The sequence below is a fragment of the Nocardioides sp. J9 genome, from assembly GCF_007829375.1.
Classification (GTDB): Bacteria; Actinomycetota; Actinomycetes; order Propionibacteriales; family Nocardioidaceae; genus Nocardioides.
On sequence record NZ_VLJQ01000035.1, the window covers coordinates 1 to 21,354 of the forward strand.

Below are 21,354 nucleotides of genomic sequence, written 5' to 3' on the forward strand. Positions count from 1 at the left end.
GTCCAGGAGCTGACCGAGAGCAGCTTCAGCACCAACGCCGCCTCCGTCTCGTTCCTCGACTCCTACGAGGAGGTCAGCGACGGCCTGGAGTCCGCCCTCGAGGCGATCCCGGCGATGGCGACCTCGCTGCGCCAGATGAAGACCGCGTTCGAGGACCTCGACAGCAGCCTCGCGTCGTCCTGACGCAACCGCGCACAGCACGCGAGCAGCAGAGGCCGGCGGCCCCCGTGGGGGACCGCCGGCCTCCTGCGTCTGCGGGGCTCGGCGCCGGCGTCAGATGCGGCGGAAGAGGGCGGCGAGGGCCTGGCCGCCGCCGATGCACATGGTGACCACGCCGAGCTCGAGGTCGCGGCGCACGAGGTCCTTGGCCACGCGCACGGACAGGATCGCTCCGGTCGCGCCGACGGGGTGGCCCAGCGCGATCGCACCGCCGTACGGGTTGACCCGCTCGGGGTCGAGGCCCGCGTCGCGGATGACGGCCACGGCCTGGGAGGCGAAGGCCTCGTTCAGCTCGAAGGTGCCGATGTCGGACGGCGTGGTGCCGGTCCGCTCGAACAGCGACTTCAGCGCCAGCACGGGCGCGTAGCCCATCAGCTCGGGCTCCATGGCCGCGGTGGCGACCGCCTCGAGCGCCACGAGCGGCTTGAGGCCGCGCTCGGCTGCGGCGGACTCGCGCGCCAGCACGACGGCGCCGGCGCCGTCGTTGATGCCCGAGGCGTTGCCCGCGGTCACCGAGCCGTCCTTCTGGAACGCCGGGCGCAGCTTGGCCAGGGTCTCCATCGTGGTGCCCGGCTTCGGGTGCTCGTCCTCGGTGACGGTGAACGGCTTGCGGCCGCCGACCTCGACCGGGACGATCTCCTCGGCGAACGCCGCCTTCGCCTCCGTCGTGGCGGCGCGGCGCTGCGACTCCACGGCGAACTCGTCCTGCTCGGTGCGGGAGACGCCGTACTTCTCGGCCACCTTCTCCGCGGTGACTCCCATGTGGATGTCGTGGAACGGGTCGGTCAGCATCATCACGGTGCCGTCGACCAGCGACCGGTTGCCCAGCTTGTAACCGTTGCGGGCGCCGAAGTCGTAGAACGGCATCCGGGTCATCGACTCGTCGCCGCCGGCGAGGGTGAAGTCCAGGCCGTTCCAGCGCATCTCCATCGCCGCGGACCAGATCGCCTGCAGGCCCGAGCCGCACAGCCGGTTCACGGTGTACGCCGGCACGTTGGTCGGCAGGCCGGCGGCGATCGCGACGCGGCGGGCGTTGTAGGCGTCCGGTCCGACCTGGCCGATGCAGCCCATGACGACCTCCTGGATGTCGGAGGCCTCCACGCCGGCACGCTCGAGCGCGGCCCGCGACGCGGTCGCGCCCAGCTCGAAGCCGGGGACGTCCTTGAACACCCCGCCGAAGCTGCCGACCGGCGTCCGGGCGCCGTCCACGAGCACGATCTTGTCGTCAGTCATCACAGTCTCCGATCAGGGGTCGAGCATCAGCCGCGAGGCAGTATGCCTGCTGCCGGACACCTGACTGGACAGTGCCTGCGCGCGCGAGACCGCCGGTGTGCACGAGGAGGTGGAGCGTGCGGGGCGCGGTGCGGGCGTGGTGCGGGCGTGGTGCGACCCCGGCGAAACCAGGGGCCCACCCGTTCCGCCGAGGCCTTGCCGTGGCGAGCACGACTGCAGGTCCCATACCCGCGGCGTGGCTGTCGATACAGAGGTGGGGGACGACCCGTCGGTGGGCTGGACGGGTCGTCCCCGGTCTAGAGGGCCTCGCCCTCGTCGCAGGCGGTGCAGGACCACCACTGGACGGCGACGGTGCCGTCGGCGAGGACGGTGGTGCGACCGCGGACGTGGGGGGTGGTCTGGCCGCAGGGAAGGCAGTCGATCTGCCGGGCGGGGACAGCGGTCGGTGCGGCGCCCGGCAACGACGAAGGGCCGCCTCCCGGTCGGGAGGCGGCCCTTCGTGCCCTGCGCGCCTGTAGGGATTCGAACCCCAAACCTTCTGATCCGTAGTCAGATGCTCTATCCGTTGAGCTACAGGCGCCCGTCGCTGAGCGACCGCTAGAGAATAGCCGAGGCAGTGCCCCGATGCCGAATCAGCGGCGCATCCGGTTGTGGAAGCATGGTCACATGGTGGGGATCAGGCCGGAGGACCGCGAGCTCTTCGAGCGTGAGGGAGCCGGGCTCTACGAGCAGGTCCTCGCCGAGGGCGGGATCCCGGCAGACGATCCGAGGGTCGCCGACGACGCCCCGTCGCGGGCCGCCTTCGACCTGCTCGTCCAGCTCGGCCTGGTGCAGCTCGACAGTGCGCGGACGACGTGGCGGCCGATGGAGCCGAGCACGGCGCAGTCGCGGGTCGTGACGCCGCTGGGGACCCAGGGCGCGCGGATGATCGAGGAGTCGGCGCGGTGGGCGAGTGCGTTCGCGGCGCTGAGCCAGAGCTGGCGCCGCTCCCCGGCGGCCAACGAGTCGGGGCCGTTCCTCTACCTGCACGGCGACGCGGTGCAGCCCTACCTGACCACGCTGGTCAGCGAGGCGCAGGAGGAGCTGCTGACGGCGCAGCCGCAGGCCAACCGCAGCACCCGGACGGTCCAGCAGGCGGCGGCCCGCGACATCGCCGCCCTGCAGCGCGGACTGGTGATGCGCACGCTCTACCAGCACAGCGCGCGGCGGCACCCGGCGACGCACAAGTACGTTGCGCAGGTGACCGAGCACGGCGCCGAGGTGCGCACGCTCGACGAGTTCTTTGACCGGATGATCGTGGTCGACCGGCGGGTGGCGCTGATCCCGGCCCCGGACAGCCCGACCACGGCGGTCGTCGTACGCGAGCCGGCGATCGTGGCCTACCTGGTCGACGTCTTCGAGCGGGCGTTCGCCCGCGGCCGGCCGTTCTCGAGCGCAGGCCAGAGCGTGCAGAAGGAGATCGCCTCCGAGCAGCGCGCGATGACGATCCGCATGCTGATCGAGGGCCACGCCGACGCCGTGAGCGCCAAGCGGCTGGGCGTCAGCCCGCGCACGTACGCCGGCTACGTCGCCGAGCTCAAGGAGGAGTACGACGCGGAGACGCGCTTCCAGCTCGGCTACACGATGGGTCAGCTGGGCGTGGCCGGGCAGGAGTCGGACGCGTCGTAGCGCGGGTGCCGGGCCGGGGAGGTGGTCCCGGGCCCGGCGTCAGCGGTGGTCAGGGTCAGCGGGTGATGTGCTTGACCACGACGCGCGACGGCCAGCCGGTGTCGGCCTCCGCTGCGGTCGGCAGCGAGACGACGCCCACGGACGCGATCAACGCAACCGTCGCGAGCGCGAACCTACGTGCAGCCTTCTTCATTGCCTGGTCTCCTGTCGAAAGAGGCGAGCGGATCGCCCCAGAACACGCTCCGGAGCATCCAGCGTGGTACATCCGGGCCGCCGTGGCAACCCATCCGGCCGCGAAGTCGCGATCGTCGTCCTCGAGGTGACCCGGAAGCGAGAAAAGATCCGCCCGGTGTCCCGGGCGGATCTCTCACCGCTGCGGAGGCGGAGGGATTTGAACCCTCGATGGGGTTGTAGCCCCAAACCCGCTTAGCAGGCGGGCGCCATAGACCAGACTAGGCGACGCCTCCTCCGCTCGACCGGCCACAGGGACCAGCCAGCGGAGCAAGGTTACAAGCAGCGGCGTACGGCGCCCAATCCGGCCTCTCCGCCCGGCGTGCCAGGTCGGCGGAGGGCTGCCGGTCAGCGGGCGGCGGCGCGCTTGAGGTGCTCGCGGACGTCGCGGGCGAAGTCGTCCTTGTCGCCGGCGACGAGCTCCACCGGGATCGTGGTGGACCGGCCGTCGCGCAGGCGCAGCACGAGGCAGTCGACGTCGCTGGGGGCAGCCGCGACGGCGTCCTCGACCTCGCTCCAGCGGGCCTCCGTCACGCCGGCGGAGCGGATCAGGCGGACCTGGTAGCCGGCGTCTGTCAGCCGGACGAGGACGAGGCCGGCACGCAGCCACCACGCCAGCGCGATCAGGCCGAGCAGCCCGACGGCGAGCACCACGACGAGCACGTCGGCGGACCAGTCGAGCGCGGCGGCGAGCGCCGTCGTACCCAGCAGGACCACGGCGAGCAGCACGAGGTAGGCCCCGACGAAGCGCGCCATGACCGGCGGCGCGAGGCGATAGTCGGAGACCGACGGGGCCATGGGGTTGCTCATGGGCCGAATTGAACAAGACGCGGGCGCGCACGGCGAAACCGCGGGGGTCTCCTAGACTCGTGCACCTGCCCGCCGCGGCGCCGTGCGCGTCGCCCGGGCATGGAGGGGTGCCGGAGTGGCCGATCGGAACCGCCTTGAAAGCGGTCGTAGGGAGACCTACCGCGGGTTCGAATCCCGCCCCCTCTGCCACACCCGCCGCCGCCCCAGCGACCCAGCACACCGCACCCGGTCCTGGCAAGGCCTGGGCGGTCACGCCCCCGCCCGCAGGCTCCGGGAGGCGGCGGGGGTCAGAGGAGCGGGGCGAAGCGGCTCGGCTCGGGGCGTACGGCGGCGGCGCGCTCGGCGCCGCGGCTGCGTCGGCCACCGTTGCCGGTCAGCGCGAGGTCGAGGCGGATCAGCAGCCAGCCGAGCAGCAGGCCGATGACCAGGCCGTAGACGACCGACAGGGTGGCCTCGGTGACCGAGACGGCCGGGTTGGCCAGCGCGGTCGTGGTCGGGGAGGTGGCGGCGACGCCGAAGGCGCAGACCCACCAGCCCTGGCGGCGGCGGGCGCGCATGTGCACGCCGTAGGCGAGCGCGGGGACGCCGAGCACGGTCTCGATCGGGCGCGGGAAGGCACCGAGGTTCTCCCGGCTCCAGGTCACCCACGACAGCAGCTCGTCGACGAGGCCGGAGGAGCCGTAGCGGCGCAGCAGCTCGGCGTAGAGCAGCGTCGCGGCGAGGATCGCCCCGCCGATCGCGACCACGACCAGGCCGCGGCGGCCCAGGCCGTGGAAGCCGGCGCCGAGTCGGTGGACCAGGACGAGCGCGCCGAGCAGCGCGAAGCCGAGGCCGACGTACTCGAAGCGCTCCTTCTGGATCGCCGGCTCGAAGCCGACCGTCGCCATCGCCCCCACCCCGGCGACGACGAGCGCGATCAGGCACTCGCGGGCGGCGGCGAGGAAGCCGGTGGCCGGGACCGTGAACATCACGGCCAGCACGGCGGTGACCGCGGAGGTGCACACGGCGGCACCCGTCAGCAGGACGTCCTGGTCGCTGGTGACGGCCAGCACCCCGATGACGAGCGCCAGCGCGCCGAAGACGAACGGGCGTCCACCGGTGCGCGCGGCGAGCGCGGCGGAGAAGGTCGTTGCGACGACGAGCGAGCCGATCGAGCCGAGCCAGTCGGGACCGACCGGGACCGTCGCGGCGACGAGGGCGGCGGTGCCGAGGACCGCGGCGACCCACCACGCGACGAGGGGCACCCGGGAGGCGCCGAAGTCACCGATCCGCTGCTCGAGGGGCACCCGGGAGGAGGTGCGGGAGGCGGCGCGGGACACGGGAAGCCAGATTAGGGCATGGCCTCACATGCGCCGGTTCCGCAGGGAGGGGTTGACCTTGCGGGCCTCCTCCAGCACGGCGCGGTCGGCGGTCGTGCGCACGACCTCGGGCTCGTCCGGCGAGCCCGGCCCGCCCTCCGCGACGACCTCGCCGAAGGGGTCGACGACCATCGAGTGGCCGCAGTAGCGCGGCGCCGGCTGGCCGACCGCGGCGACGTACACGGTGTTCTCGATGGCCCGCGCCGTCAGCAGGGTGCGCCAGTGGTGGACCTTGCGCGGCCCGGCGACCCAGGCGGCGGGGACGGCGATCACCTCCGCGCCGCGGTCGACGAGCGCGCGGGCGAGCTCGGGGAAGCGCAGGTCGTAGCAGGTCATCAGGCCGACCTTCCAGCCCGCGACCTCGACCACCACCGGCTCGACCGCACCGGCCGTGAGCCGGTCGGACTCGCGGTAGCCGAAGGAGTCGTAGAGGTGCACCTTGCGGTACGACGCCTCGGCACCGCCACGCACGACGAGGGTGTTCCACGGCCGCTCGGGGTCGGGGCCCTGCTCGAACATGCCGGCCACCACGGTCGTGCCCGCGTCGGTCGCCGCCGCGGACACGGCGGAGGCGAACGGCCCGTCCAACGGCTCCGCGAACGCGCTGACGTCCGAACCGGCCTCGCCGAAGTCGCGGGCGAACGCCTCCGGGAAGACCATCAGGTCGGTGTCGGCCGTGCGGCCCGCGAGCTCGGCGAGCGTGGCGCGGTTGGCTTCCGGCTCGAGCGCGGAGGCGGCCTGGACCAGTGCGATGCGCAACGTGGGGGCGGTCACGGTGCAAGCCTAGGCAGGCGCTTGGGAGACTGGTGCGGTGATCGAGCTGGGACTGTCCGGATTCGCCGCCGTCATCCTCGCCGGCGGGCAGGCCGCCCGTCTGGGAGGCGCCGACAAGGCCGGCATCGAGCTCGGCGGCCGGTCGCTGCTCGACCGGGCGCTGGACGCGGTGGTCGACGCGGGCGAGGTGGTCGTCGTCGGGCACCAGGTGCCGACCGAGCGACCGGCGACCTTCGTGCTGGAGGACCCGCGCCACGGCGGACCGGCCGCGGGGCTGCTGACCGGCCGGGACTCGCTGCTGCGGCGGTTCCCGACGATCGCGGTCCTCGCCGTCGACATGCCGAAGCTGACGTCCTCGACCTTCCGGCGGTTGCACGAGGCCGCGGTCGGGCACGAGGGCGCGGTGCTCACGCAGGACGGGCGGCGCCAGCTGGCGTTCGTCGTCGAGACCGACCGGCTGGACGCCGTACGGCCCGGCCGGGAGGAGCAGCACGGCCTCTCCATCCGCGCCCTGCTCGAGCCGCTGGACCTCGTCGACGTCCCGGCGATCGGCTCCGAGGCACGCGACGTCGACACCTGGACCGACCTGCGCGACCTCGCCGCGGAGGCCGAGGGCCGCTGACGCCCGACCCTTGTCAGGCCGGGGCTGAGGGCTCACTCTGGAACGGTGAACCTCCACGACTGGATCGATGAGTTGTGCGACGTCCTCGACATCGAGGCCGAGGCCGACGAGGGCCTGCTCGTCGACCTCTCCGGGATCACCCGTGACAACGTCCACCCGGCCGCCGGGGTGGTGACCGCCTTCCTGCTCGGTTTCGCCGCCGCAGAGCAGGGCGCGAACCCCGAGGAGGTGGAGCAGCTGGCTGCCCGCGCGCAGGGCCTCGCCGAGTCGTGGGACCGCCCGGCCGGCGCGAAGGACGAGGTCGACGAGGACGTCGAGTTCGAGGAGCTGGCCGACGCCGACTACGAGGACTCCGACTCCCTCGTCTAGCCCTGCTGCCCGGCCCGGCGACCCGCCGCCGGCGATCAGCGTCCTGCCAAACTGGCGCCATGCGCGCCGTCACCCAGTCCGAGCCCGGAGGTCCCGAGACCCTCGTCGTCACCGAGCTGCCCGACCCCACGCCCGGGCCGGGCGAGGTGCTCGTCGAGGTCGCCGCGACAGCGGTCAACCGCGCGGACCTGCTGCAGCGCCAGGGCCACTACCCGCCCCCGCCCGGCGCGTCGGAGGTGATCGGCCTCGAGTGCAGCGGCACCGTCGCCGCCGTGGGTGAGGGCGTCACCCGCTGGGCGGTCGGGGACCAGGTCTGCGCACTGCTCGCCGGCGGCGGCTACGCCAGCCTCGTCGTCGTACCCGAGGGGCAGGTGATGCCGGTCCCCGACGGCGTCGACCTGGTGACCGCGGCGGCGCTGCCCGAGGTGGCGTGCACGGTGTGGTCCAACGTCTTCATGGTCGCCGGCCTGCGCCCCGACGAGGTCTTCCTCGTGCACGGCGGCGCCGGCGGGATCGGGACCTTCGCCATCCAGCTCGCCTCTCGGCTCGGCGCGCGGGTGTTCACCACCGCCGGCAGCGAGGACAAGCTCGCCCGCTGTCGCGAGCTCGGCGCCGAGGTGGCGATCAGCTACCGCGAGCAGGACTTCGTGGAGGTCGTGCGGGAGGCGACCGACGGGCACGGCGCCGACGTGGTCCTCGACAACATGGGCGCGAAGTACCTCGAGCGCAACGTCGACGTGCTCGCCACCGAGGGCCGCCTGGTCATCATCGGGATGCAGGGCGGCACGAAGGCCGAGCTGAACATCGGCAAGCTGCTCTCGAAGCGGGGCGCCGTGATCGCGACCGCGCTGCGCGCCCGCCCGGTCGAGGGCAAGGCCCGGATCTGCGCGTCGGTGGTCGAGCACGTGTGGCCGCTGGTGACCGACGGGTCGGTCCGGCCGGTCGTGTCCGCGGTGCTCCCCCTCGACGAGGTCGCCGAGGCGCACCGGCGGATCGAGGGCGGCGACAACATCGGCAAGGTGCTGCTCACCCCCTGAGCCGCCGTACGACGCACCTCGGGCAGCCACGACCCGCACCTCGCACCACCACAACCCGCACCTCGCGCCACCATGAGGCGCACCTCGCGGTGCAAACCCGCACACCTCGCGGCGCAGAGCCTCACACCTCGCGGTGCAGAACCTCACACCTCGGTGGTTGCGGGAGTCGGGCTAGGTTGGGAGGCATGACCGAGAGCGGTGACGAGCAGATCGTGGTGGTGGGACCGGACGGGCAGCCGATCGGGATGGTGCCTGCGTCGGCCGTCGAGCAGTCCGAGGGCGGCAAGGAGGACCACGAGGAGGACGGCGACGAGCGCGCGCTGACCGACCTGGTGGAGCAGCCGGCCAAGGTCATGCGCATCGGCAGCATGATCCGCCAGCTCCTCGAGGAGGTGAAGGCGGCGCCGCTGGACGAGGCGAGCCGCAACCGCCTCGCCGCGATCCACCGCTCCTCGATCGCCGAGCTCGAGCAGGGTCTCGCGCCGGAGCTGGTCGAGGAGCTGGAGCGGCTGTCGCTGCCGTTCTCGGAGGAGGCGACGCCGTCCGAGGCCGAGCTGCGCATCGCGCAGGCCCAGCTGGTGGGCTGGCTCGAGGGCCTCTTCCACGGCATCCAGACCGCGATCTACGCCCAGCAGATGGCGGCGCGGGCACAGTTCGAGCAGATCCGCCGCGCGCTCCCGCCGGGCCTCACCCTCGGCGGCCAGGGCGGCGAGCAGCACCCGCAGCAGGGCGGTGCCCCGCAGGAGGAGCAGAAGGACGAGCCGCGCTCCGGCGGCATGTACCTCTGAGCAGTCCCCGGAGGCTCAGGACCGGCGCCGGCCGACCCGCGACAGCAGCACCAGCCCGAGGATCCCGACCAAGCTGATCGCCGCACCCGGTGCGACCACCCGGCCGAGGTCCGGCGGGTCACCCGCGCCGTCGGGCCGCGACAGCGCGACCTCGGGCGGCTCGGGCGGCGCGGTGAGCGCGGCGCGGATCTCGCCGAGCGTGGCCGCGTCGACCATCGAGCCGGAGGCCCAGCCCTCGCAGCCGTCGGCGCGCAGCTCGGAGTTCTCGCCGGTGGTGAAGAACAGGTAGCGCCGCGAGCGGCGCAGCGGGTCCTGCCGGCCCTCGACGCCGACGAGCACCAGCTCACGGCGCTGGTCGGCGGCCAGGTCGCCGACGACGGCCTGGTCGACCACGACCTCGTAGCGCAGGTTGCGCGGGCCACCGGCGGCCGGGCCGGTCCCGGCTCCACGGGTGACGGCGCGGACCACCCGGCCGAGGAAGACGTCGTCGGTGCCCTCGGCGGCGGTGACCACGGCGTCGGTGTCGGTGACGTCGAGGGCGCCGCAGTCGGCGGGGATCGCTGACGGCACGGCGGCCGCCGGGCTCGCGGGCAGCAGCGGCGCGGCGGCCAGCCCACCGGTCAGCACGGCGGTCAGGACGGCAGGGAGCAGCCGTCGGGCGGGGGAGCTCACGCGTCCATCCCACCAGATCCGGGGGCGGGGAACCAGCGGCCGATCTCGAGCGCGGCGCCGTCGTCGTCGACGCTCGCGGTCACGTCGTCGGCGACCTCCTTCACCTCGTCGACCGCCTGGCCCATGGCCACGCCCCGGCCGGACCACTCGAGCATCTCGATGTCGTTGCGGCCGTCGCCGATGGAGAGGACCTCGTCGCGGTCGATGCCGAGCTGCTGGGCGACGTACTCCAGGCCGGATGCCTTGGACACCCCCACCGGGGCCAGGTCGAGCCACGCGGTCCATCCGACGACGTAGTCGGTGCCCTGGAGGCCGAGCCGCTCCGCGAGCTTCACGAAGTCCTCGGCGGTGGCCGCCGGGTCACGGATGATCACGCGGCTGACGGGCTCGGCGACCATCTCCTCGACGGCGGCGACGATGGTCTCGCCGCCGAGCTCGCCGTCCGGGAAGGGGGCGGAGACGCGGTAGCCGACGCCCCGCTCCTCGACCGCGACCAGCGCCTCGGGGTGCTCGCGGAGGACCGCGGCGACGGCCGGGCGGGCGTCGAAGGTGACCTCGTGGACCACCTCGGCCGGCGGGTAGCGCAGCACGACGGCTCCGTTGGCGGCGACGATCCAGAGCTTCTCACCGTGCCCGTGCAGGTCGAGCATGTCGGCCACGACCGTCATGTTGTGCGGCGCCCGGCCCGAGGACAGCACCACGTGCGCGCCGGCGTCGAGGACCCGCTGCACGGCGTCGTGCACCGCCGGGGTGACCTCCTCGTGGCTCATCCCGAGCCCGGCCACCCAGCGCAGCAGGGTGCCGTCGATGTCGAGGGCGACGAGCCGTGGGCGCCAACCCGGCTCGCCCGGCGCGGGCCGGGTCACGACCGCACCGGCTCGAGGACCTCGAGGCCGCCCATGAACGGCTGCAGCGCCGCCGGGACCCGCACCGAGCCGTCGGCCTGCTGGTGCGTCTCGAGGATCGCGACGATCGCGCGGGTGATGGCGGTCAGCGTGCCGTTGAGGGTCGCGATCGGCGCCGTACGGTCGCCGAACCGGCCGCGGGTCTCCAGGCGGCGGGTCTGGAAGTCGGTGCAGTTCGAGGTCGAGGTGAGCTCGCGGTACTTGCCCTGGGTGGGGATCCACGCCTCGCAGTCGAACTTGCGGATGGCGCTGGCGCCGAGGTCGCCAGCGGCGATGTCGACGACGCGGTAGGCGAGCTCGAGCTTGTCGAGGAACTCCTTCTCCCACGCCAGCAGCCGCTGGTGCTCGGCGGGAGCGTCCTCGAGCGAGGCGTAGATGAACATCTCGACCTTGTCGAACCAGTGGACGCGGATGATGCCCTTGGTGTCCTTGCCGTGCGAGCCGGCCTCCTTGCGGAAGCAGGGGCTGAACGACGCGTAGCGCCGCGGCAGGCTGGCGCCGTCGAGGATCTCCTTCGAGTGGTACGCCGCCATCGGCACCTCGGAGGTGCCGACGAGGTACATGTCCTCGCCCTCGATCCGGTAGACGTCCTCGCCGCCGCCCTGGTCGAGGTAGCCGGTGCCGGCCATGGCCTCGCCGCGCACCAGCGACGGCGCGATGACCTGGGTGAAGCCGGCGTTGCGCGCCTGCTCCATGGCGAGGTTGACCAGCGCCAGCTCGAGCTGGGCGCCGACGCCGGTGAGGAAGTAGAAGCGGCTGCCGCTGACCTTGGCGCCGCGCTCGAGGTCGATCGCACCGAGCATCCGGCCGAGCTCGACGTGGTCGCGCGGCTCGAAGCCCTCCGCAGCGAAGTCGCGGGGCGTGCCGACCTCCTCGAGGACCACGAAGTCGTCCTCCCCACCGCTCGGCGCCTCGTCGGCGACGACGTTGGGGATCGCCTTGAGCGCGCTGGTCCACGCCTCCTCGGCGGTGGCCTGCGCGGCCTCGAGATCCTTGACCTGGGCGGAGAGCTGCTTGACCTGCTCGAGCAGCGCCTGCTTCTCCTCACCGCTGGCCTGGGCGACCTGCTTGCCGAACGCCTTCTGCTCGGCCCGCTTCTCCTCGAAGGTCGAGATCGCGGCCCGCCGCGCGGCGTCCGCCTCGAGGGCCCGGTCGACCACGTCGGCAGACGCGCCGCGCTTGGCCTGGGAGGCACGGACGCGGTCGGGCTCGTCACGGAGGATGCGCGGGTCGATCATGCCGCTCAGGCTATCCGCCGCGCGGGCAGCCCCGCGCATCGGTTTCCCGACGCCGACAAGCTAGAACAAGGCGATGCGCTCCGGGGCGGGGAAGAGGTCGTCGAGGGCGGCCAGGTCCTCGGGGGTCGGCACCCAGCGGTCGGCCTGCGCGTTGGCGGCGACCTGCTCGACGGCGGTGGCGCCGGCGATCACGGACGTGACCGGCTCCTGGGCGAGCAGCCAGCCGATGGCGACGGTGACCTCGGAGACGCCGCGCTCGCGGGCGAACTCGGAGTAGGCCTTGAGCTCCGGGGAGGTGGCGGTCTCGAGCAGGTGCTGGCGGGTGCGGGAGAGCCGGGAGCCCTCCGGCGCCTGGCCGGAGGCGTACTTGCCGGTGAGCAGGCCGTTGGCGAGCGGGAAGTACGGCAGCACCCCGAGGCCGAACGCACGGGCAGCCGGCAGCACCTCGAGCTCGGCGCGGCGGTCGACGAGGTTGTAGTGGTTCTGCGCGGAGACGAAGCGCTCGACGCCGAGCTCGCGCGCGACGTACTCGGCCTGCGCGACCTGCCAGCCGGACAGGTTGGAGTGGCCGAGGTAGCGGACCTTGCCCTCGCGGACCAGGTCGTCGAGGGCGGAGAGGGTCTCGTCGATCGGGGTGGCCGGGTCCGGGGTGTGGAACTGGTAGAGGTCGATCCAGTCCGTGCCGAGCCGGCGCAGCGACGCCTCGACGGCGGTGCGGACGTAGCGGCGCGAACCGCGGGCGCCGAAGTCGGGGCCGTTGACGCCCTGCATGTCCATGCCGAACTTGGTGGCGACGACGACCTCGGACCGCCGGGCCCCCAGGGCCTTGCCGAGCCGTTCCTCGGCGAGGCCGGGGGTGGCGCCGTAGGTGTCGGCGACGTCGAAGAAGGTGATGCCGGCGTCGAGGGCGGCGTGGACGACGCGGTCCGAGCCCTCCTGCGACTCCGTGGCCGCACCGGCGCGGCCGAGGTTGTTGCAGCCGAGGCCGACGGCGGAGACGACGAGGCCGGAGCGGCCGAGGTGGCGGTGCGTGGGCGTGTACGACGAGTCGGTCACGCCCCCACGGTAGCCAGCGGCCCGAGGCCCGGCCGGCCGGCAGCCACCGCCACGTCAGCAACACCACGTCGCCGCGACCTGCGGTCCGGGGGGCGCGGTGGCCTATCCTCCGTGGGTGCTCGACCGTCCCCGGAAGACTCCGCTCCTGGCCTCGCTGATCCTCCTCGTGCTCTTCGCCGGGGTCGCCGCAGCCGTCGCTGCGGAATGGTCCGTGGTGGCCGACCTGGACGCCCCCGGCGCCGACGCGAAGGAGTGGGCCGGCGACCGGTCGTGGCTCGCCGACCCGCTGCGCTGGATCGAGGTCGCCTTCGGCACGCTGTGGATGACCGTGGCGAGCACGGTGCTCGCGGTCGCCATGTTCGTCAAGGGCCACCGCCGCGCCGGCGTGCTCGTCGCGATCGTGATGGCGGCCTCCGCGCTCGCGACCTACGGCGTCAAGGTGCTCGTCGGCCGGGGCCGCCCGCAGTGGCAGGACCCGGAGTACTTCCTGCACTCCAACGCGTTCCCGTCGGGACACACGACGTCGACGGCCGCCTTCTGCGGCCTGGTCATCCTGCTCGCGCTCATGCTCGTGCGGCGCGCGGCCATCCGCCGGCTCGTGTGCACGGTCGCGGTGCTGACGTTCGTGCTCGTCGCCGCCGACCGGATCCTGCTCGGGCGGCACTTCCCCAGCGACGTGCTGGGCGGCACCCTGCTCGGCGTCGCGCTCGTGGTGCTCGGGGTCGCGCTCTACAACCCGCTGCCGCGCAGCCACGCCGCCAAGGCCGAGCCGCTGCCGGACCCCTTCCCGTCGCGGCGCAACCTCGCCGTCGTGCTGAACCCGATCAAGGTCGAGTCGGTCGAGCAGTTCCAGGCGATGGTGGCGCAGATGGCGAGCGAGGCCGGCTGGAACGAGCCGCGGTGGTACCTCACCACCGTCGAGGACTCCGGCACCGGGCAGGCCGAGCAGGCCGCCGTCGACGGCGCCGACCTGGTCATCGTCTGCGGCGGCGACGGGACGGTGCGCGAGGTGTGCGCCGAGCTCGCCGGCACCGGGATCGCGGTGGGCGTCGTACCCGCCGGGACCGGCAACTTGCTCGCCCGCAACCTCGAGATCCCGCTGTTCATCCGGGCCGCCGTCGACGTCGCGCTCACCGGCCAGGACCGGGCGATCGACATGGTCGCCGTCGAGGGGGACGGCCTCGAGCCGAGCCACTTCATGGTGATGGCCGGGATGGGCTTCGACGCCGCGATCATGGAGGGCGTCAACGAGGACATCAAGAAGAAGGTCGGCTGGCTGGCCTACGTGCTGTCGGCGCTGAAGGCGCTGATGTTCCCGGCGATGAAGCTCGAGATCTCCATCGACGACATGCCGTTCACGAAGCACCGCGCCCGCACCTGCGTGATCGGCAACGTCGGCAGCCTGCAGGGCGGGATGATGCTGCTGCCCGACGCCGCCATCGACGACGGCCAGCTCGACGTCGTGCTCCTCTACCCCCGCCGGTTCCTGAGCTGGATCCCGCTGGTGCTGCGGGTGCTGACCCGTCGCGAGCGCAACGCCGGCGAGTCCGTCGCCCGGATGACCGGCCGCAAGGTCGTGGTCCGCGCCTCGGGCGACGTCCCCCGCCAGCTCGACGGCGACACCATCGGCGTCGGCACCGAGCTGCGGATGGAGTGCATCCACGGCCGCGTCCTCGTCCGCGTCCCCCGCACCCTCTGACCCACCGGGGACAGGGAGGCCCGGAGGTTTCGAGGCTCCTCGCTGGCGCTCGTCGCACCTCAACCACCGGGCTCAGGTCCGGCCGCGGGCAGCCTCGCGCCTCCATCACCGGGCTCAGGTCGGCCGCGGGCGCCCTCGCCAGCCGCCGGTGGTTGAGGTGCGAGGCGCCCCGGCGCCGAGCCTCGAAACCACCGGCCATGGTGCACCGGGCTGTGCCCACCACAGCCCGCCCTGCAGGCCCGCTGGTTCAGAGGCTCCTCGCTGGCGCTCGTCGCACCTCGACCACTGGGAGGCCGGCGTGGCGTCCAGCTAGCTCCGGGCCATACGGGCGTGGGCGACGGCCTCGTTCTCCTCGGGCGAGAGCTCCTGGTCGCTGCTCCAGGCGGCGACGGACTTGGCGTAGGTGCGGGCCTCGTTGCGGCCGCGGATCGAGGTGAGCACGACGCCGTCGCCGGCGTCGTCGAGCAGGGCGAGGGACCACGACAGCCGGCCGCCCATCTCCTCGAAGGCGTCGTAGCGGACGACGGCGAGGTGGCGCAGGGCGCCGGCGGCCTCGGCCCGGAGGGCGGCGACCTCGCGACGCAGGCCGGCAGCGTCGGCGGGCAGGTCGTCGGCGGTGCGGGTGCGGGCGGCTCGACCGTTGCGGAGGGCCACGACGAGGGCGGCCACGGCGACGACGAGGGCGAGCGCGGAGAGGACGACGGCCATGGGCCAGACCGTAGTCGGCGCCGGCCCGCGATCCCGCCGTACGCGCCGCCGTCGGGACGCACAGCCGCAGGACTTACCCTTGACGCCATGGCCCGCATCGCGTACCAGGGGGAACCCGGCGCCAACTCGCACATCGTGTGCAAGCAGCACTACCCGGACGCCGAGGCGGTCGCCTGCGCCTCCTTCGAGGACGTCTTCGCCGCCGTGGCGAGCGGTGACTGCGACCTCGCGCTGATCCCGATCGACAACTCGATCGCGGGCCGCGTGGCCGACATCCACCACTTCCTGCCCCAGTCCGGGCTGCACATCGTCGCCGAGCACTTCCTGCGCATCCAGTTCCACCTGATGGCGAACCCCGGTGCCACGGTCGACACCATCCGCACGGTGCACAGCCACGTGCACGCGCTCGGCCAGTGCCGCAAGGTGATCCGCGAGCTCGGGCTGACCCCGCTCATCTCCGGCGACACGGCCGGCGCCGCCCGCGAGGTGGCCGAGGCCGGCGACCTCTCCCAGGCCGCGATCGCGCCGCCGCTGGCCGCGGAGATCTACGGGCTGACCATCCTGCGCGAGGACGTCGAGGACGAGGACCACAACACGACCCGCTTCGTGCTGCTCTCCCCCGACTTCGTGGCGGCACCGGCCGGCAACGGCCCGGTGGTGACCAGCTTCGTGTTCAACGTGCGCAACCTGCCAGCCGCGCTCTACAAGGCCCTCGGCGGGTTCGCGACCAACGGCATCAACATGACCAAGCTCGAGAGCTACATGGTCAACGGCGAGTTCACCGCCACCCAGTTCCTCGCCGAGGTCGACGGCCACCCGGACGACCCGGGCCTGAAGCGGGCGCTGGAGGAGCTGGAGTTCTTCACCACCGACGTGAAGGTGCTCGGCGTCTACCCCGCCGACCCGTTCCGCGGCGTCAGCGAGGGCTGACCGGCCCGTCGGGCCACGACGCCTAAGGTGTCGTCATGGTGGCCCAGACCCAGGCGAACCCGCCCCTCGGCGCCGACAGCGAGGTCGGCCGGCTCCGGTCAGTGATCCTGCACCGGCCCGGTCCCGAGCTGCAGCGCCTGACCCCCCGCAACAACGACCGGCTGCTGTTCGACGGCATCCCGTGGGTGGCCCGCGCGCAGGAGGAGCACGACGCGTTCGCGGAGGCCCTGCGCGGGCGCGACGTCGAGGTGCTCAACCTGACCGACCTGCTGACCGAGACGCTGCAGCAGCCCGCGGCCCGCGCGGCGGTCACGGACACCACGCTGACCGGGATGAGCGGGCGCGACCTGGGCGACCCGGTGCGGGCCTACCTGCGCGCGATGTTCGCCGACGCCTCGCCGGAGGAGCTGACCTACCTGCTCACGGCCGGGGTGCGCAACGACGAGGTCCGCTCGGGCCTGGCGACCGGCACCCTGGTGACCTCGCTGCTGCCCGACGAGACCTTCCTCGTCGCACCGCTGCCGAACCTGCTGTTCACCCGCGACTCCTCGGTGTGGCTGCGCGACAAGGTGGCGATCACGTCGCTGGCGATGCCGGCACGGCGTCGCGAGACCCAGCTGACCGAGCTGATCTACCACTTCCACCCGCGCTTCGCGCGCACCGGCCGGATCCACGGCCACCACCTCGAGCACGTCGAGGGCGGCGACGTGCTCCTGCTCGCGCCGGGCGTGATCGCGGTCGGCGTCGGGGAGCGCACGACGCCGGCCGGCGCCGAGCGGCTCGCCCGGCAGGTGTTCGCGGGCGGCCTCGCGAGCACCGTCCTGGCCGTCCCCATCGCCCAGGAACGCGCGACCATGCACCTCGACACCGTGTGCACGATGGTCGACGTCGACAAGGTCGTGATGTACCCGAACATCGCGGACACGCTGACGGCGTACGCCGTCACGCCGCGCGAGCCCGGCTCCCCCGAGCTGGAGGTCGCTGCGCCGGAGCCCTTCCTGGTCGCGGCCGCGAAGGCGATGCAGATCGACACCCTCCACCGCATCGACACCGGCCTGGACCCGGTGACCGCGGAGCGCGAGCAGTGGGACGACGGCAACAACACCCTGGCGCTCGCGCCGCGCCTGGCCGTCGCCTACGAGCGCAACGAGGGCACCAACGCCCGGCTCGAGGAGGAAGGCATCGAGGTGATCCGGATCGCGGGCTCCGAGCTGGGCTCGGGCCGCGGTGGCCCGCGGTGCATGAGCTGCCCGGTGTCGCGCGACCCGCTGCCGGTGGGGTAACGCGACCGCCCCGGACGCGTTGTCACAGGTGTCGGGACGCCACTCCTCGTGGTGTGCGCAGGCGGCTAAGGTCGACTGGACATGGGGAGCCCGGGCGGCGGCACGTCGCCGGGCACAGCGAAAGGGTCAGCATGGCAACGTTCTTCGAGCACTTCACGCCCGAGGAGATCGCGCGGATCAGCGCGACCGGACGGCGGGTGAAGCTCCCCGAGGGCTGGTCGCCGATCTGGGAGGACACCCCCGCCGACAAGGCGTACATCCTGCTCTCCGGCACCGTCTCGGTCCGCCGTGACGGCGTCGAGATCGCCCAGCTCGGCGCCGGTGACATCGTCGGCGAGGCGGCGATCGTCGGCCAGAAGCTGCGCAACGCGACCATCGTCGCGCTGACCCCGCTCGACACCATCCACCTGACCGACGAGACGCTGCGCGAGCTCGACGCCGAGTGGCCGGCCTTCCACCAGGCCCTCGTCGACGTCGCCCAGTCGCGCGTCTCCGGCGCCTGACCCGCGACCCGCGCCGGTGACCCCGACCGACGACCCCGCCGCTGACGGCGGGGTCGTCGGCGCGCTCGAGGAGCACCTGCTCGGCGAGGCGCCGCACCTGACGCAGGTGCAGGTCGCCGCCCGCGCCGGCGTGCCGCTGGAGACGGCGAACGCGCTGTGGCACCTGCTCGGCTTCGCCCACGTGCCCGACGACACCGTCGCCTTCACCGACGCAGACGTCCGCGCCCTCGAGCTCGCCAGCGCGCTGGTGCGCCTCGGCGTGCTCAGCGAGGAGCGGCAGGAGGGCCTGGTCCGCACGTGGGGCCGCAGCTTCGCCCGGCTCGCGGACTGGCAGGTGGCGCTTCTCGCCGACGTGGCCCGCGAGCAGGGCGCCGACCCGACCGAGGGCCTGCTCGCGATCTCCGACGAGGTGCTGCCGCTGGTCGAGCAGCTGCAGTCCTACGCGTGGCGCCGCCACCTGCTCAGCGCCGGCGGCCGGCTGCTCGCCGAGGCGTCGTCCGGCTCGGCCGCCCCGCTCGCGGTCTGCTTCGTCGACATCGTCGGCTACACCTCCCGCTCCCGCACCCTCTCCGACCGCGAGCTGGTCGCCTGGCTCGAGGCGTTCGAGACGGCCGTGCTGGAGATCGCCGTCGACCGCGGCGGGCGGATCATCAAGAACATCGGCGACGAGCTCCTCCTCGTCGCCGACTCACCGCACGTGATGGCCGACATCGCCCTCGAGCTCACCGCCCGTGGGGCCGACCCCGACGACCCCTTCCCCGCGGTCCGCGCCGGCGTCGCGTACGGCGAGGTGGTGACCCGCCTGGGCGACGTGTTCGGGCCGGTGGTCAACATCGCCGCCCGGCTCACCTCGGTGGCCCGGCCGAGCTCGGTGCTGGTCGACCTGGGCGCCTACGAGGCGCTGACGGGTCGCTCGGGCCTGGCCGACGACGACCACCCCACCGGAGCTGCCGGGGCTGCGGACGGCGGGTCGTCGTACCGCTTCAAGCGGCTGCGGCGGGTGTCGGTGAAGGGGTACTCGCGGCTCAAGGTGTGGTCGCTGCAGGAATCACCGCTCCAGCGGCGAAACTGACACTTCCTGACCGTTGCAACGGTCAGGAAGTGAGGGAAACGCCGCTGAAGAGGTGATTCCCCACCCGCCTCAGCGGATCGTGACCTGCCGGTTGGCCAGCCCGTTGCGGGCCGAGCGCTCCTCGGTGGTCAGGTCCGAGGTGGCGGCGAGGGCCTCGTCGAGCTTCGCCCTGAACGAGGAGGCGGCCTCCTCCAGCGGCTCGGGGCCGGTGCCGACGGGGAGGTCCCAGACGGGGGCGAGCAGGCCGTGGGCGCGGAACATGCCGACGAAGCGGGCGTCGGGGACGATCACGTCGTCGCCGGAGACGTGGAGCCGGGCGAGGGCGTCGAGGAGGACGTCCTCGGGCTCGGGCATCACCCAGCGCAGGTGCTCCTTGGCGCCCATCCGGGTCCAGTAGGCCGCGGTGACCTCGGTCAGCCGGGCGGTCGGGGCGGCGGCGCCCTCGGCCTGCTCGAGCGCCTGGGCGAGCTCGGAGCTGGCGTCCATGTCGGCGACCCAGAAGTCGAAGCCCTCGTGGACCTCGACCGCCAGCGGGCCGTCGGCGACGAGGTCCTGCAGGCGCGGAGCGTCGGCGGGCGGGGCGGAGGTCAGGCCGACCATGCCGGCGCCGGGCTCGGCCGCGAGCGCGTCGCGCAGCACGGCGCCGAGGTCGCGCGACGGGTCGCCGAAGGCGTGCTGGACCTGGAGGCCGAGCCACACCTCGCCGCTGTCGCGGACCAGCGCGGGTGCGGCCATCGGCAGCAGGGTGCAGAGCTTGACGGTGCGGTCGGCGTGCTCGCCGGCCAGCGGCAGGGCGGCGGTCGCGGCCGGCACGAGCTCGCGCATCGCGACGATGTCGCACTCGGAGGCCAGGCCCTCGAAGGGGCGCTTGACGAAGACGTCACCGCCGCCGGGCGCGCCGTGGCAGGCCTTGTACCGCTTGCCGGAGCCGCAGGGGCAGGGCTGGCGCGGGCCGACCTCGCCGGGGGTCGTGGTCGCCGACGTCTTCGAGCGGTTCTTCTTCGCCATGCGCGAAGACTATTCGGCGACCCCGAAGCGGGAGTCGAGCAGGTCGAGGACGTAGCGCGGACGGTCGCTGATGACGGCCTTCACGCCGAGGTCGAGGCACAGCTGGAGGTCGGCCTCAGTGTTCACCGTCCACACGTGGATGTCGCGTCCGCTGCGCAGCAGGCTGGCCCGCAGCCGCGGGTGGTCGCGCAGCATGGCGATGCCGGGGCCGAGCACCCAGTCGTCGCCGATGACCCGGCGCAGCATCGGCCAGGTGTTGGGCTTGTCGAAGAGCTGCACCAGCTGGACCTCCGGCGCCAGTCGCTCCACCCGCTGGAGCGCGGTGAACGAGAAGCTCATGATCCGCACCGGCGCCCCGGCGCGGTCCCACCCGAAGTCGCGCAGCATCTCGACGAGCCGCTTCTCGACCAGCCCGCCGTACCGCGTCGGGTGCTTGGTCTCGATCGCCAGCTCGACGCGCCGGTCGTGGTCGGCGACGGTCTCCAGCAGCTTGCGCAGGGTGAGTACGCCGCGCTCGTCGACCTCCGGCGCCTCGTCGTCGAGGTCGGACCAGGGGTTCTTCCACGACGCGAAGTCGAGCTCGTTGAGCTCGGCGAGGTCCATCGTGGAGACGATCCCCTTCGTCGCGGCGGTACGACGCAGGTCGCGGTCGTGCACGCAGACCAGGTGCCCGTCGGCGGTGAGCCGGACGTCGCACTCCAGCCCGCCGGCGCCGGTGCCGATCGCCTCGAGGTAAGCGGTGAGGGTGTGCTCGGCGATGTCGTGACTGGCGCCGCGGTGGGCGACGACCTGGGGTCGCATGCCAGCATCATCGCAGGCACGCACGCCCCTGCGGCGGCAACACCCGGCCGCTGGTCAGGGACCGGCTCAGGGTCGGGATCGGGGTCGGACCGGGGTCGTTCCCCGATGTGTGGCCGCCGCGCAGCGGGCACCGTTGAGGCATGAGCAACTACGAGAACTACTCCTCCACCCGCGGCCGCCGCCTGACCCGTCGACGCCACGACCGGATGGTCGCCGGCGTGTGCGGCGGCATCGCCGACCACTTCGGCATCGACGCCACCGTCGTGCGCCTGCTCCTGGTGGCCGCGGTCGTCTTCGGCTTCGGCACCGGCATCGTGCTCTACGTCGCCGGCTGGATCCTGATGCCGGAGGCCTGACCCCGGTCCACCTA

General features: G+C 73.2%; 24 protein-coding genes and 3 tRNA genes. 13 read left to right on the forward strand and 14 right to left on the reverse strand.

Annotated elements, in window-relative coordinates; all coding sequences use genetic code 11:
• The coding region (locus L615_RS23050) for a hypothetical protein (protein WP_222430420.1) at positions 1-183 on the forward strand (183 nt) is incomplete at its 5' end.
• Between the two features lie 90 nt (positions 184-273).
• Here the strand turns inward: L615_RS23050 and L615_RS03000 are convergent.
• Complete coding sequence (locus L615_RS03000) at positions 274-1,452, reverse strand: thiolase family protein (RefSeq protein ID WP_222430421.1); 1,179 nt, start codon at positions 1,450-1,452, stop codon at positions 274-276.
• 507 nt (positions 1,453-1,959) lie between these two features.
• Positions 1,960-2,032, reverse strand: a tRNA-Arg gene (locus tag L615_RS03005).
• 86 nt (positions 2,033-2,118) lie between these two features.
• Here L615_RS03005 and L615_RS03010 point away from each other — a divergent pair.
• Positions 2,119-3,120 (forward strand): LuxR family transcriptional regulator, encoded by a 1,002-nt coding sequence (locus L615_RS03010; RefSeq protein ID WP_028656999.1) that lies wholly within the window; start codon positions 2,119-2,121, stop codon positions 3,118-3,120.
• A 55-nt stretch (positions 3,121-3,175) separates the two neighbouring features.
• Here L615_RS03010 and L615_RS23055 read toward each other — a convergent pair whose 3' ends face one another.
• The 3 genes from L615_RS23055 to L615_RS03020 form a co-directional block, all read right to left on the reverse strand.
• The gene (locus tag L615_RS23055; RefSeq protein ID WP_186449703.1) at positions 3,176-3,313 is read right to left on the reverse strand and encodes a hypothetical protein; all 138 of its coding nucleotides are present in this window, start codon (positions 3,311-3,313) and stop codon (positions 3,176-3,178) included.
• Positions 3,314-3,496: 183 nt separating this feature from the next.
• Positions 3,497-3,587: transfer RNA gene (locus L615_RS03015), tRNA-Ser, on the reverse strand.
• A 112-nt stretch (positions 3,588-3,699) separates the two neighbouring features.
• A complete protein-coding gene (locus tag L615_RS03020; RefSeq protein ID WP_145724070.1) occupies positions 3,700-4,161 on the reverse strand; it encodes a hypothetical protein in 462 nt (153 codons plus the stop codon).
• A gap of 101 nt (positions 4,162-4,262) precedes the next feature.
• Here L615_RS03020 and L615_RS03025 point away from each other — a divergent pair.
• Positions 4,263-4,350 (forward strand) — tRNA-Ser (locus L615_RS03025).
• A 98-nt stretch (positions 4,351-4,448) separates the two neighbouring features.
• Here the strand turns inward: L615_RS03025 and L615_RS03030 are convergent.
• Positions 4,449-5,480 (reverse strand): hypothetical protein, encoded by a 1,032-nt coding sequence (locus L615_RS03030; RefSeq protein ID WP_145724071.1) that lies wholly within the window; start codon positions 5,478-5,480, stop codon positions 4,449-4,451.
• A gap of 24 nt (positions 5,481-5,504) precedes the next feature.
• Positions 5,505-6,293 (reverse strand): carbon-nitrogen hydrolase family protein, encoded by a 789-nt coding sequence (locus tag L615_RS03035; protein ID WP_145724072.1) that lies wholly within the window; start codon positions 6,291-6,293, stop codon positions 5,505-5,507.
• A 37-nt stretch (positions 6,294-6,330) separates the two neighbouring features.
• On the opposite strand from L615_RS03035, the gene L615_RS03040 reads away from it, so the two are divergent.
• From L615_RS03040 to L615_RS03055, 4 genes are all read left to right on the forward strand, one after another.
• On the forward strand, positions 6,331-6,915 hold the full coding sequence (locus L615_RS03040; RefSeq protein ID WP_232221851.1) for a molybdenum cofactor guanylyltransferase: 585 nt from the start codon (positions 6,331-6,333) through the stop codon (positions 6,913-6,915).
• A 45-nt stretch (positions 6,916-6,960) separates the two neighbouring features.
• On the forward strand, positions 6,961-7,284 hold the full coding sequence (locus tag L615_RS03045; protein ID WP_028656995.1) for a DUF6457 domain-containing protein: 324 nt from the start codon (positions 6,961-6,963) through the stop codon (positions 7,282-7,284).
• A gap of 59 nt (positions 7,285-7,343) precedes the next feature.
• Positions 7,344-8,321, forward strand: coding sequence for an NAD(P)H-quinone oxidoreductase (locus L615_RS03050; protein WP_145724073.1), 978 nt, complete (start codon positions 7,344-7,346; stop codon positions 8,319-8,321).
• A 185-nt stretch (positions 8,322-8,506) separates the two neighbouring features.
• The gene (locus tag L615_RS03055; RefSeq protein ID WP_028656993.1) at positions 8,507-9,109 is read left to right on the forward strand and encodes a bacterial proteasome activator family protein; all 603 of its coding nucleotides are present in this window, start codon (positions 8,507-8,509) and stop codon (positions 9,107-9,109) included.
• Between the two features lie 15 nt (positions 9,110-9,124).
• Here the strand turns inward: L615_RS03055 and L615_RS03060 are convergent, their stop codons facing one another.
• The 4 genes from L615_RS03060 to L615_RS03075 are packed head-to-tail and all read right to left on the reverse strand — an operon-like array spanning position 9,125 to position 12,980.
• Entirely contained in the window at positions 9,125-9,781 is a 657-nt protein-coding gene (locus L615_RS03060; RefSeq protein ID WP_145724074.1) for a hypothetical protein, read from the reverse strand.
• Positions 9,778-10,647, reverse strand: coding sequence for an HAD family hydrolase (locus tag L615_RS03065; protein ID WP_145724075.1), 870 nt, complete (start codon positions 10,645-10,647; stop codon positions 9,778-9,780). Before L615_RS03065 ends, L615_RS03060 begins: the two co-directional genes overlap by 4 nt.
• Positions 10,644-11,924: a serine--tRNA ligase gene (gene serS, locus L615_RS03070; RefSeq protein WP_145724076.1), complete on the reverse strand. Its 1,281-nt coding sequence runs from the start codon at positions 11,922-11,924 to the stop codon at positions 10,644-10,646. Before serS ends, L615_RS03065 begins: the two co-directional genes overlap by 4 nt.
• Positions 11,925-11,984: 60 nt before the next feature.
• The gene (locus tag L615_RS03075) at positions 11,985-12,980 is read right to left on the reverse strand and encodes an aldo/keto reductase (RefSeq protein ID WP_028656989.1); all 996 of its coding nucleotides are present in this window, start codon (positions 12,978-12,980) and stop codon (positions 11,985-11,987) included.
• A 115-nt stretch (positions 12,981-13,095) separates the two neighbouring features.
• On the opposite strand from L615_RS03075, the gene L615_RS03080 reads away from it, so the two are divergent.
• Positions 13,096-14,679, forward strand: coding sequence for a YegS/Rv2252/BmrU family lipid kinase (locus L615_RS03080; protein ID WP_028656988.1), 1,584 nt, complete (start codon positions 13,096-13,098; stop codon positions 14,677-14,679).
• A gap of 309 nt (positions 14,680-14,988) precedes the next feature.
• Here L615_RS03080 and L615_RS03085 read toward each other — a convergent pair whose 3' ends face one another.
• Positions 14,989-15,387, reverse strand: coding sequence for a DUF4446 family protein (locus L615_RS03085; RefSeq protein ID WP_028656987.1), 399 nt, complete (start codon positions 15,385-15,387; stop codon positions 14,989-14,991).
• A gap of 87 nt (positions 15,388-15,474) precedes the next feature.
• Here L615_RS03085 and L615_RS03090 point away from each other — a divergent pair, with 87 nt between their 5' ends.
• The 4 genes from L615_RS03090 to L615_RS03105 all read left to right on the forward strand — a co-directional run bounded on the left by L615_RS03090 (position 15,475) and on the right by L615_RS03105 (position 19,175).
• Positions 15,475-16,317 (forward strand): prephenate dehydratase, encoded by an 843-nt coding sequence (locus tag L615_RS03090; RefSeq protein ID WP_145724077.1) that lies wholly within the window; start codon positions 15,475-15,477, stop codon positions 16,315-16,317.
• 35 nt (positions 16,318-16,352) lie between these two features.
• On the forward strand, positions 16,353-17,600 hold the full coding sequence (locus L615_RS03095) for an arginine deiminase (RefSeq protein WP_145724078.1): 1,248 nt from the start codon (positions 16,353-16,355) through the stop codon (positions 17,598-17,600).
• A gap of 131 nt (positions 17,601-17,731) precedes the next feature.
• On the forward strand, positions 17,732-18,103 hold the full coding sequence (locus L615_RS03100; protein WP_028656984.1) for a Crp/Fnr family transcriptional regulator: 372 nt from the start codon (positions 17,732-17,734) through the stop codon (positions 18,101-18,103).
• Between the two features lie 16 nt (positions 18,104-18,119).
• Complete coding sequence (locus tag L615_RS03105; RefSeq protein WP_145724079.1) at positions 18,120-19,175, forward strand: adenylate/guanylate cyclase domain-containing protein; 1,056 nt, start codon at positions 18,120-18,122, stop codon at positions 19,173-19,175.
• Positions 19,176-19,244: 69 nt separating this feature from the next.
• On the opposite strand, the gene L615_RS03110 is transcribed toward L615_RS03105, so the two are convergent.
• Together L615_RS03110 and L615_RS03115 are read right to left on the reverse strand one after the other, a co-directional pair.
• Complete coding sequence (locus L615_RS03110; RefSeq protein ID WP_145724080.1) at positions 19,245-20,183, reverse strand: DUF5926 family protein; 939 nt, start codon at positions 20,181-20,183, stop codon at positions 19,245-19,247.
• Positions 20,184-20,192: 9 nt separating this feature from the next.
• On the reverse strand, positions 20,193-20,984 hold the full coding sequence (locus L615_RS03115; protein WP_145724081.1) for a glycerophosphodiester phosphodiesterase family protein: 792 nt from the start codon (positions 20,982-20,984) through the stop codon (positions 20,193-20,195).
• Positions 20,985-21,124: 140 nt separating this feature from the next.
• Between L615_RS03115 and L615_RS03120 the strand changes: the two genes are divergently transcribed.
• Positions 21,125-21,340: a PspC domain-containing protein gene (locus L615_RS03120; RefSeq protein WP_028656980.1), complete on the forward strand. Its 216-nt coding sequence runs from the start codon at positions 21,125-21,127 to the stop codon at positions 21,338-21,340.
• Positions 21,341-21,354: the final 14 nt, after the last annotated feature.